Here is a 12,838-nt window from a genome sequence, read left to right as displayed (position 1 = left end):
GGCGGGGGGCCGGGCCCCGGGGGGGGGGGGGGGGGGGGGGGGGCGGGGGGCGGGCCCCCCGCCCCCCCCCCCCCCCCCGCGGCCGGTGGGGGCTCCGGGCGCGGCCTGCCCGGAGCCGCTTCAGTCGCCCGACGGACGGGTGGCCGCGCGGACCCGGTCCGGCCAGGGCGGACAGTTCACCAACTCGGTCCACTCCCGGTCGTACCGTCCGGGGATCGCACGGCCCGCGGACGCCCAGCGCTCGACCAGCGCGGCGTAGATCGGTACGGATGCCGACTGGTGAACGGTCTGGTGAACCGTTCCGCCACCCTCGGTGCTCCGGTCCAGCGCTCTGCTCGGCTGCGAGAGAGAACGGCGTCGCATCGTCGTCGTCATAGTCGGCCAACGCGCCACGTTCCCTCAGGTCACCTTCCCTGGGCCGAGCTCACTCGCACCGGCGTGGGTTCGCACATGTCAGCGAGTCCCCTGGCGGCACCTCCGCCATGACAATGAAAAGCGTTGCCGCATTCACCGGAGAAATGCAGAAACGCGAAAGCCAATTGATAACCGTGTCCATTGCAGCCTTTGCCGAATTCGCCCCGGTGCTGTTTCAATTGCGGCGTCCGGAAAGCGATCCGAGGAGGAACGGGTGGGCGCTCATACGCACGGGCCCGGCGATGGCCACGACGGGCACGCACACGGGGTGGCGAAGAACGCCGATCGCCGCTGGCTGTCCCTCGCACTGGCGCTGATCACCTCGTTCATGCTGGTGGAAGTGGTCATCGGAGTGATGGCGCGGTCGGTGGCCCTGCTCTCCGACGCGGCCCATATGCTCACCGACGCCGCGTCGATCGTGCTGGCGCTCATCGCCATCCGGCTCTCCGCCCGCCCCGCGCGCGGCGGTTACACCTATGGGCTCAAGCGATCGGAAATCCTTTCCGCACAGGCCAATGGACTTTCCCTGCTGCTGCTCGGACTTCTGCTCGGGTACGAGGCGGTGGAACGGCTCATCGACCCGCCCGAGGTGACCGGCAGCCTCACCCTGATCACCGCGCTGGTCGGTGTCGCGGTGAACATCGCGGCGACCTGGTGCATGTCCAAGGCGAACCGCTCCTCGCTCAATGTGGAGGGCGCCTTCCAGCATGTGCTGAACGACCTCTACGCCTTCATCGCCACCGCCGTCTCCGGACTCGTCGTGGTGACCACCGGCTTCGCCCGCGCCGACGCCATCGCCGCGCTCATCGTGGTCGCCCTGATGCTCAAGGCGGGGGGCGAGCTGGTCCGGGCCTCCGGCCGGGTGCTGCTGGAGGCGGCCCCCGCCGGGGTCGAACCGGACGAGGTGGGCCATCTGCTGGTGTCCCACGACGCGGTCGTCGAGGTGCACGATCTGCACGTCTGGCAGATCACCTCGGGGGAGGTCTCACTCTCCGCCCATGTGCTGGTGGCCCCGCTCGGCGACTGCCACACGGTGCGGCAGGGGCTCGAAGAAGTGCTGGAGCGGGAGTACGGCATCACCCACACCACCTTTCAGGTCGACCACGCCGATGACCACACCTCACCCGCCCATGCCGAGGGCGGCCACTACGACTCCGGCGACGCGGCCCCGCGGGCGGAGCACTGCCTCACCGCCCACGGCCCGGTGCACCGGGCCGAACCGTAGGGCGGCGGCCGTACCGCCGGTCAGGGACGCGGCCGGTGGGGGCGGTCGGCCGGATCCACGTTCTCCAGCCGGACCGGTGGCAGAAACTCGGTCAGCAGGGTGCGGTGCCACCAGTCCCCACCGGCGCGCCGCTCCTGCCGGGTGGTGAAGCGGTACACGTACAGCCGGGCGCGCACATGGGAGGGCGGAGCGTCGGGGAACGGACAGACCCGCAGCAGCTTCAGCGTCGCCCGGTCGTTCACCAGCAGTTTGGCCACCAGCGGGGAGAACCACGATCCGGCGTAGGCCGGTGAGATCCCGGCGAACCACATCATCCAGTCCAGCCGCAGGTGGTACGGGGCGAACTGGCGCGGCAGCCGCCGCACATCCCCGGGCTTGCCCCGGAACTCGTACTCCTTCCACACGGTGGCCGGAGTGAGCACCGGCTCGTCGGTGCCCTCGATCACCACTTCCTGCCGGGTGCGGTTGACACTGCCGAAGGCTCCGTAGGTGTTGACCAGGTGCAGCGGGTTGAAGGAGTAGTTCATCAGCTGACGGCCGGAGAGCAGATTGCGTGCGGGCCAGTAGCTGAGCACCACCACCAGCGCGGTGGCGGCCAGCACCACGCCCTGGTACCAGGCCGGGGGAGCGGCGAGCTCGGGAGGCGCGGGCACCGGCAGCACCGTGGCGGCGAGCCGTCCGTCGACCGCGGACAGGGCCAGCAGGATCGTCAGCCAGTTGAGCCAGGAGAAGTTCCCGGAGGCCACCAGCCACAGCTGGGTCACCACGATGATTCCGGCGGCCACCGAGGCGACGGGCTGGGGGGTGAACAGCGCGAGCGGCACCACCAGCTGCGCCACATGGTTCGCCGCGGTCTCCGCCCGGTGCAGTGGTTTGGGCAGATGGTGGAACCACCAGCTCAGCGGGCCCGGCATGGGCTGGGTCTCATGGTGGTAGTACAGACACGTCAGCTGCCGCCAGCACCGATCGCCCCGGATCTTGATCAGTCCGGCGCCGAACTCCACCCGGAACAGCAGCCAGCGCAGCAGCCACAGCACCAGAACGGGCGGCGCGGTGTCCGCGTTGCCCAGGAAGACGGCCAGGAAGCCCGTCTCCAGCAGCAGTGACTCCCAGCCGAAGCCGTACCAGACCTGCCCCACGTTGACGATCGACAGATACAGCAGCCACAGCACCAGCCAGACCGCCATCGCCGCCGCAAGCGGCACCCGGTCCGCCGCCCCCGCGAGCACCGCGGCCGCGAGCGCCGCGCCCAGCCAACCACAGACGCCGAAGAAGCGGTCGGTGTAATGCAGATGGAAGAGGCTCGGAGACTCCCGGAACGGTACCCGCGCCACGAAACGCGGCACCGGCGTCAGCCCCCGCGCGCCGATCAGCGCGGGTCCCTGGCGTACCGCCACCAGAAAGGCGATCAGGTAGACGGCGGCCAGCCCCCGTTGGAAGACCAGACGGCTCAGCCAGTAGTCGGTTGAGGTGAACCAGTCCATGGGGGCCGCTCCTCGGGCCTGTCGCTGCCTCGGCCTGCGTGTATCCGTACCACCTCCGGCGGGTGCCCACGAGGTCCCGGGGCCCGGCCGCGCGGGAGTTCATTCGGTAGGGGGCTCCTAGGGGTGACCGGGTTAGGGGTTATCGGTGTCCCCTCCGGTCCGTAGCGTCGGTGCACGGCGGCTCCTGGCGGCACACCACCCCGTGTGGTGTGCCGCGTCCCGCCCGCCCCGACCACCGCATCCCCCACCAGGCCGAGGTGTCCTGCCGGCCAGAGCCCCCTCGGGCCCCGGACCGGCGCGGGCGCGCACCCGACTGACGGTGGCCGAGCACGGCACCACCGGCGCCGCGTCCCTCCCGCCTGCCTTCGACGACGGCCGGTGGCGGGGCGCCCCGGCGACGGCTCCGGTGCCGTGACACACCCCACCGCCGTCGGCGCCCAGGATGTGAAAGGACCCATCGGCATGCCACACCACTCTTCCACCGTCGCGGTGTTCGGCCTCGGCACCACCGGAGCCCACCTCGTCGACCTGCTGCTCCGAGCCGGCCGTCAGGTCATCGCCGTGGAGGCCGACGACACGGCGCTGCGGCGCGGCCGTGCCCGGGTGGCCGCCACCGGGGACGGTGCCGAGTTCACCACCGACCCGGCGCGCGCCGCGGGGGCCGGTCTGGTGATCGAGGCGCTTCCCGAACGACTGGAGGCCAAGCGCGGACTGTTCGCCCGGCTCCACCCCCTCTGCCCGCCGCACACCGTGTTCGCCACCACGACCACCGGACTGTCGGTGACCGAGATCGCCTTCGGCGCCGGACGTGCCGACCGCACCGTGGGGCTGCACCTGTTCCCGCTGGACCCGGTGCGCGAGGGCGCGGCCGTGGAGGTGGTCGGTACCCCGCTCACCGCGGACGGGGTGCTGGCCGGTATCGGGGAACTGATACGCGACCTGGGGCGCATACCGGTCCCGGTGGCCGACCGGCCGGGCTTCATCGGGGGCGCGCTGACGATGGCGTACCTCAATGACGCGGTCACCATGTACGAACGGCGCTACGCCTCGCGCGACAGCATCGACACCGCCATGACCCTCGGCTGCGGACTGCCCCGCGGTCCGCTGGCCCATCTGGACGAGATGGGTCTGGACACCGCGTACGACGCCCTGGAGGCGCTGTACGGACGGACCGGCGATCCGCGCTTCGCCCCCGCGCCCACCCTGAGCCATATGGTGGCCGCCGGGCTCACCGGCCGCGCGGCGGGCCGCGGTTTCTACGCCTACGGGACGGGTGACGGGGCGCCGGAGGGCGCGGCCGGCGGCCCGGCCGCCGCACCGTCCCGCCCGGTGCGCCGGATCGGGGTGGTGGGGTCGGGCACGATGGCCGTCGGTATCGCGGAGGTGTGCGCGCGCTCGGGCCTTCCGACGGTGCTGGTGGCCCGGAGCGAGCTGCGGGCCAAGGAGGCCAGGGCAGCCGTGGAGCGGTCGTTGGAACGCGGGGTACGGCGCGGCAAGCTGGCGCCGGAGGCGCTCGGCGCCTCGATGGACCGGCTGTCGACCGGCTGGGCGATGGACGCACTGGGGGAGTGCGATCTGGTGGTCGAGGCGGTGGCCGAGGACATCGGCGTCAAGCGCGCGGTGTTCGCCGCACTGGACGCGGTGTGCCCGCCGGGCGCGGTGCTGGCCACCTCCACCTCCAGCCTGCCCGTGATCGAGTGCGCGATGGCCACGGGGCGGCCCGAGGACGTCGTCGGGATGCACTTCTTCAACCCGGCCCCGGTGATGCGGCTGGTGGAGGTGGCGCATACGGTGCTGACCTCCCCCGAGACGCTGGGCACGGCCCATGCGGTCGCTGCGGGCCTGGGCAAACGCGCGGTGGACTGCCCGGACCGCGCCGGGTTCATCGTCAACGCCCTGCTCTTCCCCTATCTCAACAGCGCGGTGGCGATGCTCGCGGAGGGTCTGGCCACCGCGGAGGAGATCGACACGGTGATGACGGCCGGGCTGGGCTACCCCATGGGGCCGCTGCGGCTGCTGGACGTCATCGGGCTTGATGTCTCCCTGGCGATCCAGCGCACCCTGCACCGCACGTTCCGGGAGCCGCAGTTGACCCCGGCCCGTCATCTGGAGCTGTTGGTCGACGCCGGTCACCTGGGGCGCAAGACCGGCAGGGGGCTGCATCCGCACGACGTCTGAGCCGGAACCGGAACGGCTCCGCGGCGGGCGGCCGGACGGCCGCCCGCGGTGTCGGCGCGTCCCGTGATCACCGCGCGGACGCGCTGATTCAGCATGTCCGGGAAGGGTGGTACGACCATGGAACATGCCGTTGGAATAGTCATCCAGCAGCCCGCGGACCAAGAATTCAGCACTACCGGAATTTGAGTGGACGGCCACCCTCTGGAATATCCCTAGGGAATTCCGGGCGAATCGTTTCCTGCCATCATCGGCAACGGACATAAGAAACGCATTACCGAGCAAAACGGGCAAATGCGTGTTCGAATGATGATCCTCCAGGTCACCCTATCCGTGATCGAGTACTGATGGAGTCAAGAACGGCGTTGAATGTTCAGGGGTCGCCCTAGGGGGTCTCGTGTATGCTGGCCGTCACTTGCAAATGCCCACGTGAGCGGGGGTGACACTCGGTTGACCAGGCCTCTGTGGACTCCGGTGGCATTGATGTTGTCGGGGTAGGGTGATCCGTCAGTGCCGATATCCGGTGACCGTCGGAAGCTCGGCCAGAATTAGTAATTCGTTAACGGTGATTTTACGTGCGGCCATGGTGGCGTGACTGGCAGGCGTATAGCGTGCTGGGAGACGTTGAGTTGTCGTATGCAATGCTTCGCGTCGCATTCGGGGGTGCGAGCAGTGGTCTTTTCATTTGCCAGAGCTAGTCAATTCGACGCACAATTCGAAGGGCTTCGGAGAGCTTTTTCCCGATGCCTGTCCCGCGAGGCGGGTATCGTCCTCGTCGAGGGCGCCGTGGGGTGCGGCAAGACCTATGCGCTCGAAGCCGTCACGGCCCAGGCGGCGAAGGCCGGGGCCCTCGTCCTCAAGGCGTACGGATCGTCGGCCGACCCGGCACCACTCGACACCCTGCGCCAGCTCCTCGACTCACCACGGCTGCCCAAGGCCACGGCCGACCGGCTGCGGCGGGCACTCGACCACGGCGCCCTCGGTGCCGCGGGTCTCCTCGAAACCGCAGGCAGCGCCACCCCCGGCGTCCCCCTGACGCAGGTGCAGGGCGCACGGGAGTTCCGTGCCGCGCTCTATGAACTCGCCGCCCGGGAGCCCGTGGTGATCTGCGTCGACGAGCTCCAGTGCGTCGACGGACTGTCCCTCCAGTACCTGCTGTACCTCGCCACCCGGTCCCACGCCGCGAAGCTGCTCATGGTCTTCGCCCAGGCGACGGACAGTGAGCAGAAAGACGCCGTCTTCAATACCGAGCTGCTCCGCCAGCCCAATTTCCAGCGGGTGCGCCTGGAACGGCTGTCCTGGGAGGAGACCGCACGGTTGCTCACCACCCGTCTGGGACTCCCGGATTCAACTGATGTGTCCTACAACTGGTATGAGGTAAGCGGCGGTAATCCGTTGTTGCTACGCGCGCTGATGGACGATTACCGCACCGGGGGAGTGCCCCCACTGCCACATCACGCCGTCGACCCCGTGGTCGGCGATATGTTCGTCCAGGCCGTACTCACCTGTGTCTACCGCAGCGGACACACCGTCTCCCGGCTCGCCGAGGGCATCGCCGTACTCGGTGCCTCCGCCTCCCCGGATCTGCTCGCCCGGCTGCTGGGCCTCGGCCCCGTGGGCATCCAGCGCGGGGTGGCCGCCCTCGCCGGCGCCGGTCTCATCGACGGGCTCGCCTTCCGTGACCCCTGCGTCGAGGCCGCCGTGCTGGAGGACATGGAGCCCGGCGCGCGGCTGGACATGAACCGCCGCGCCGCCGTTCTGCTGCACCAGGGCGGCGGGGCGACCCTCGCCGTCGCCCGCCACCTCCTCGCCGCCCAGTCCGCCGACGAACCGTGGGCCGTACCGCTGCTGCGCGACGCGGCGCAGCAGGCCCTCGCCGAGGACGACGCACCGCTGGCGGTGGCCTGCCTGGAACTCGCCTACGCCGCATGTGACGACGAGGAGCTGCGGGCCAGCATCCGGATCGGCACCGCGGGCATCATGTGGCGGCTCAACCCCTCCGCCTCCGAACGGCTGCTGGAAGAACCCCTGGCCGCACTGCGCGCCGAGCGCCTCCCCGCCTCCCATATCGGGCGGCTGATCGAGCTGCTGCTCGCCCACGGCCGGATCGAGGAGGCGCGCTGCGCCATCGGACGGCTCAACGCCGTCATGAAGAGCGCGGCCCCCACCCCGCTCTCCCAGTTCCGGATGACCGCGAGGTGGGCACAGGACTCCGGTGCCACGGACACGAATGCCCAGGACCCCGGCACCCCGGAGCGCGCTCCCGGAGCCGCCACCCGGCAGGGCCCGGACGGCGGGGCGTTCCGCGCTCCGTCCCCCTCCTCCCACCGGCCCTCCTCGCTGTCCACCATCACGGCCGCGTTCACCGGGTTCTTCGGCGGCGGGGAGCGCGAGGAGTCACCGGTCGCCGCCGCCGAGAAGGTGCTGGAGGTCTCCCCGCTGACCGACGCCACCTTCGAGTCCATCGTCAACTCGGTGAACGCGCTGGTGTACGCGGGCCGCCCGGACAAGGCCGCCCCCTGGTGCGACTCGCTGATGGAGGAGGCGGCGAGCCGCCGGTCACCCGGCTGGCGGGCCATCTTCGCCTCGATCCGGGCCGAGATCGCGCTGCGGCAGGGCAATCTGGTGGAGTCCGCCGCGTACGCCACCACCGCCCTGGAGATCGTGCCCGGCCGGGACGGCAGCGTCTTCATCGGCGGCCCACTGGCCAGCCAGATCCTCGCGTACACCGCGATGGGCAAGTACGACACGGCCGCCCGTCAGCTCAGCCGCCCGGTCCCCGAGGCGCTGTTCCGCTCCATCTACGGGCTCGGCTACACCCGTGCGCGGGGCCGCTACTACCTGGCCACCAACCGCTTCAACGCGGCGCTCGGCGAATTCCTCATGGCGGGCAAACTCGCCCAGCACTGGGAACTCGACCAGCCCGCGATGCTGCCCTGGCGCTCCGACGCGGCCGAGGCGTGGCTGGCGCTGGGGGAGCGGGAGAAGGCGGCGACCCTGGTCTCCGAACAGCTCTCCCGGATCGGCGTGGGCGACTCCCGGGTCCGCGGGGTCTCCCTGCGTTTACTGGCCGCGGCGGGAGACCACGAGCACCGCTCCCGGCTGCTCGGCCAGGCGGTGGAGGAACTCCAGTGCTCGGGCGACCGGCTGGAACTGGCGCGCGCTCTCGACGACCTCGGCTGCGCACTGCGCACCTCGGGCGACCACGGCAGGGCCGACGCCATCACGGGCCGAGCCTGGCAGATGGCCAAGGAGTGCGGCGCCGCGGAGCTGTGCGCCCGGATCCGGCTCGACTCCGGACTGGACCCCGGGGACCCCAGACAGGTGGTCCAGACGGTACGCGGCCCCCTCGGCGCGAAGACGACGGTGCACCCGTCCCTGGGCTCGAAGCTCAGCGAATCCGAGACCAGGGTCGCCGCCCTGGCGGTGGACGGCTACACCAATCGCGAAATAGCGGCCAACCTGTACATCACCATCAGCACGGTCGAACAGCATCTGACACGGGTCTACCGGAAACTGAATATCCGAAGCCGTCAGCAGTTGCCGTCCGCGCTGCGCGCCGAAGTCGATGAAATCGCCTGAACCGTCGCCGCCGCTTCCTTCCCGGAGGTGTGCGAAAAGATCTCACAGGGGTGGCCGCACCACGCGGCCACCCCTGTTCCACACCCACCCCTGAAGACCCCCCTAATACCCCTGGAACATCTGGAGAACCAGCCCGCGGCGTTGCTAGTTTCAGGCCGCATGAAGGGCATAGTCCTCGCCGGAGGCAGTGGCACCCGACTCCATCCTCTGACCCACGCGGTGTCGAAGCAGATCCTCCCCGTCTACAACAAACCCCTGGTCTACTATCCGCTGTCGGTGCTGATGCTCGGAGGCATCAGGGAAATCCTGGTCATCTCCACGCCGCACCATGTGGGATTGTTCCGGGAGCTCCTCGGCGACGGCAGCCGGCTGGGCCTCACCATCGAATACGCCGAACAGACCGAAGCCAATGGCATCGCCGAGGCATTCATCATCGGAGCCGAGTTCATCGGTGACGATCCGGTGGCGCTCGTCCTCGGCGACAACATCTTCCACGGCCCCGGCTTCTCGAAGATGCTCCACCACGAGGCGAGCGCGGTCGACGGCTGTGTGCTCTTCGGCTACGGGGTCAAGGACCCCGAACGCTATGGCGTCGGAGAGATGGATGAGCACGGGCAGCTGATCTCCCTGGAGGAGAAACCCGCCCGGCCCAGGTCCAACCTGGCGATCACCGGGCTCTATCTGTACGACAACGACGTCGTGGACATCGCCAAGAACGTCCAGCCCTCCGCACGCGGAGAACTGGAGATCACCGATGTCAACCGGGTCTACCTCGAACGCGGAAAGGCCCGGCTGGTCAGCCTGGGACGCGGATTCGCCTGGCTGGACACCGGAACCCATGACTCGCTGCTCCAGGCCGGACAGTACGTACAACTCCTGGAACAGCGCCAGGGAGTGCGGATCGCCTGCCTCGAGGAGATCGCCTTCCGTATGGGCTTCATCGACGCCATGGCCTGCCATGAACTCGGTGAACAGCTGAACAAGACGGACTACGGCCAATACCTCATGGACCTCGCATCCCATCACCGCTGAAAGGGTCTGCAGTGCGCATAGTCGTGACCGGTGGCGCGGGTTTCATCGGCTCCCATTTCGTCCGCCGGACGCTGGCCGGGGCGTACCCGGCCACCGCGGACGCCCAGGTCGTAGTGGTCGACAAGCTCACCTACGCGGGCAACGAGGCCAACCTGGCCGCGGTCGCCGACAGTCCGCGGCTGCGCTTCGTCCGCGGTGACATCTGCGACGGGGAACTCGTCGGAGAGCTGCTGCGCGACACCGACCTCGTGGTCCACTTCGCCGCCGAATCACATGTCGACCGCTCGATCTCCGGGGCCGAGGAATTCATCCGGACGAATGTGCTGGGCACCCACACCCTGCTCAACGCGGCGGCCGGCGCCGGGGTCGGGAAATTCGTCCACGTCTCCACGGACGAGGTCTACGGATCCATCGACAGCGGATCCTGGACCGAGGACCGCCCGCTGGAACCCAACTCCCCCTACTCCGCGTCGAAGGCGTCGTCCGACCTGCTCGCCCGGGCGTTCCACCGCACCCATGGACTTCCCGTCTGCGTGACCCGCTGCTCCAACAACTACGGGCCGTACCAGTACCCCGAGAAAGTCATTCCACTGTTCATCACCAACCTCATGGACGGCAAACGGGTACCGCTGTACGGCGACGGCGGAAACGTCCGTGACTGGCTGCACGTCGACGACCACTGCAGCGGAATCGCCCTGGTCGCCGAGAGAGGTGAACCGGGCGAGGTGTACAACATCGGTGGCGGTACCGAACTGACCAATCTCGAACTCACCCACCGACTCCTCGAACTGCTCGGCGGCGACTGGTCGATGGTGGAGACCGTGCCCGACCGCAAGGGACACGACCGCCGTTACTCGGTCGACATCACCAAGATCTCCCGGGAACTCGGCTACCGGCCCGAGATATCGTTCGAGATCGGTCTCGCGGAAACCGCCAAGTGGTACATGGAGCACCGCGATTGGTGGGAACCGCTCCAGCGGCGGTGAACGTGACCGGGATTCCCCGGTTACGCCCCCGGCCACCCCTATCCGTGGATTAGGGGTGCGGATGGTTAGGGGTGGCTGCTTGACCACCGCCCGGATACCGTCGATTTCTGGATCATGGTCAGCCCATTCCATGCGTTCTCAATTCCTGAGAGAAGAGTCTGAGGTCGTGATGTCGGAGAACTCCGTGGTGCGTGACGAGCCCATCGCCGTCATCGGTATGGCTTGCCGTATACCGGGCGCGTCGACCCCGGACGAGTTCTGGCAGTTGCTCCGCAACGGCGAGAGCGCCATCACGGAGATCCCGGACGACCGGTATGCCGCACAACTCCGGGACGCCGGAATCCGGCGCGGCGGCTTCGTCCGCGAAGTGGACACCTTCGACCCGGAGTTCTTCGGGATTTCCCCCCGCGAAGCCCTCGCGATGGACCCCCAGCAGCGACTGGTCCTCGAACTGTGCTGGGAGGCACTGGAATCCGCCGGGGTCGTCCCCGCCCGGCTCCGCGACAGCCGCACCGGAGTCTTCGTCGGAGCCATCGCCGACGACTACGCGACACTGACCCATCAGCGGGACCGGTCCGCCATCACTCAGCACACCCTGACCGGACTCAACCGCGGTCTGATCGCCAACCGCGTCTCCTACGCGCTCGGCCTGCGCGGCCCCAGCGTCGCGGTGGACACTGGACAGTCCTCCTCGCTGGCCGCTGTCCATCTCGCCTGCGAGAGCCTGCGGCGCGGCGACACCGGGACCGCCCTCGCGGGCGGCGTACAGCTCAACGTCGCCCCCGACGGCTTCCTCGCCGCCGCCCGGTTCGGCGCGCTCTCCCCGGACGGCGACTGCTTCACCTTCGACGCCCGCGCCAATGGCTACGTACGCGGCGAGGGCGGCGGTCTGGTCGTCCTCAAGCGGCTGTCCGACGCGCTCTGCGACGGCGACCCGGTCCTGTGTGTGATCCGCGGCTCCGAGGCCAACAACGACGGTGGCGGCGACAGCCTCACCACCCCCGCCGCCGAGGGCCAGGCCGCCCTGTTGCGCGCCGCCTACGAGCGCGCCGGAGTCGAGCCCTCCCAGGTCCAGTACGTCGAACTGCACGGCACCGGAACCAAGGTGGGCGACCCCGTCGAGGCACGGGCGCTGGGCGAGGTCCTGGGCACCGGCCGCCCCGCCGGGTCACCCCTGCTGGTGGGCTCGGCCAAGACCAACGTCGGCCACCTGGAAGGCGCGGCCGGCATCACGGGGCTCATCAAGACGGTGCTCGCCCTCGTCCACGGTGAACTGCCCGCCAGCCTCAACCACGAGTCGCCCCATCCCGCGATCCCCCTCGCCGACCTCAACTTGCGGGTCCAGACGGGGCTGGGCGAGTGGACCCCGGACGAGGACGCGCCGCGCCGCGCGGGGGTCAGCTCGTTCGGCATGGGCGGCACCAATGTGCATGTGGTGCTGGAGCAGGGTCCGGTGGCGGAGTCGGCGGAGGCCGGGGGCCAGCCGTCGGTTGCCGCGGGTGTGGTGCCGTGGGTGCTGTCGGGTCGTGGTGGGGCGGCGTTGCGTGGGCAGGCGGAGCGGTTGCGTGCGTTTGTGGCCGCGCGGCCGGAGCTCTCCCCGGTGGATGTGGGGTACTCGCTGGCGCTGAGCCGTTCGGCGTTCTCCCACCGTGCCACCGTGGTCGGCGCCGACCGTGAGGAACTGCTGCAAAGTCTGGAGGACTTGGCCTCCGGCGTGGTCCCGGGGGCCGCGATCAGCAGTGGCCCGACCGCTTTCCTGTTCGCGGGGCAGGGTGCGCAGCGGTTGGGGATGGGCCGTGAGCTTTACGAAGCGTTCCCGGTGTTTGCGTCGGTGTTCGATGAGGTGTGTGGGGGGCTGGATCGTCATCTGGATGGTTCGGTGCGTGGGGTGGTGTTCGGTGGGGACGCGGGGGCGTTGGACCGGACGGTGTTCACGCAGT

Annotated in this window: 8 protein-coding genes; 6 read left to right on the top strand and 2 right to left on the bottom strand. The window is 69.5% G+C overall.

All coding sequences use genetic code 11. From position 1 onward, the window contains the following. Nucleotides 1-120: 120 nt before the first annotated feature. Nucleotides 121-363 carry a hypothetical protein gene (locus NMK44_RS10765; RefSeq protein WP_254740884.1) on the bottom strand — a complete coding sequence of 81 codons (243 nt, stop codon included), beginning with the start codon at nt 361-363 and terminating at the stop codon, nt 121-123. 265 nt (nt 364-628) lie between these two features. Between NMK44_RS10765 and NMK44_RS10760 the strand changes: the two genes are divergently transcribed. Then, nucleotides 629-1,639 carry a cation diffusion facilitator family transporter gene (locus tag NMK44_RS10760; RefSeq protein ID WP_254740882.1) on the top strand — a complete coding sequence of 337 codons (1,011 nt, stop codon included), beginning with the start codon at nt 629-631 and terminating at the stop codon, nt 1,637-1,639. A 20-nt stretch (nt 1,640-1,659) separates the two neighbouring features. Here the strand turns inward: NMK44_RS10760 and NMK44_RS10755 are convergent, their stop codons facing one another. Then, nucleotides 1,660-3,123, bottom strand: coding sequence for a lipase maturation factor family protein (locus NMK44_RS10755; protein ID WP_254740880.1), 1,464 nt, complete (start codon nt 3,121-3,123; stop codon nt 1,660-1,662). A 462-nt stretch (nt 3,124-3,585) separates the two neighbouring features. Between NMK44_RS10755 and NMK44_RS10750 the strand changes: the two genes are divergently transcribed. From NMK44_RS10750 to NMK44_RS10730, 5 genes are all read left to right on the top strand, one after another. Next, nucleotides 3,586-5,301 carry a 3-hydroxyacyl-CoA dehydrogenase family protein gene (locus tag NMK44_RS10750; RefSeq protein ID WP_254740878.1) on the top strand — a complete coding sequence of 572 codons (1,716 nt, stop codon included), beginning with the start codon at nt 3,586-3,588 and terminating at the stop codon, nt 5,299-5,301. Nucleotides 5,302-5,934: 633 nt separating this feature from the next. After that, a complete protein-coding gene (locus NMK44_RS10745) occupies nt 5,935-8,880 on the top strand; it encodes a helix-turn-helix transcriptional regulator (protein WP_254740876.1) in 2,946 nt (981 codons plus the stop codon). A gap of 159 nt (nt 8,881-9,039) precedes the next feature. Beyond that, entirely contained in the window at nt 9,040-9,912 is an 873-nt protein-coding gene (rfbA, locus tag NMK44_RS10740; protein ID WP_254740874.1) for a glucose-1-phosphate thymidylyltransferase RfbA, read from the top strand. 11 nt (nt 9,913-9,923) lie between these two features. Further along, nucleotides 9,924-10,898, top strand: coding sequence for a dTDP-glucose 4,6-dehydratase (rfbB, locus tag NMK44_RS10735; RefSeq protein WP_254740872.1), 975 nt, complete (start codon nt 9,924-9,926; stop codon nt 10,896-10,898). A 169-nt stretch (nt 10,899-11,067) separates the two neighbouring features. Next, nucleotides 11,068-12,838 (top strand): type I polyketide synthase (locus NMK44_RS10730; protein ID WP_254740870.1); only part of this gene is annotated, 1,771 nt, incomplete at its 3' end.

The sequence above is a fragment of the Streptomyces cucumeris genome, from assembly GCF_024295805.1.
GTDB classification, from domain to species: Bacteria; Actinomycetota; Actinomycetes; order Streptomycetales; family Streptomycetaceae; genus Streptomyces; species Streptomyces cucumeris.
The sequence above is the reverse complement of the archived record's forward strand: the minus strand, read 5'-3'. Positions and strand labels throughout refer to the sequence as shown.

Coding starts and splice junctions, on each gene's coding strand:
- NMK44_RS10745 (WP_254740876.1), top strand. CDS start 5,935: ATGCAATGCTTCGCGTCGCATTCGGGGGTGCGAGCAGTGGTCTTTTCA.
- NMK44_RS10750 (WP_254740878.1), top strand. CDS start 3,586: ATGCCACACCACTCTTCCACCGTCGCGGTGTTCGGCCTCGGCACCACC.
- NMK44_RS10755 (WP_254740880.1), bottom strand. CDS start 3,123: ATGGACTGGTTCACCTCAACCGACTACTGGCTGAGCCGTCTGGTCTTC.
- NMK44_RS10765 (WP_254740884.1), bottom strand. CDS start 363: ATGCGACGCCGTTCTCTCTCGCAGCCGAGCAGAGCGCTGGACCGGAGC.
- rfbA (WP_254740874.1), top strand. CDS start 9,040: ATGAAGGGCATAGTCCTCGCCGGAGGCAGTGGCACCCGACTCCATCCT.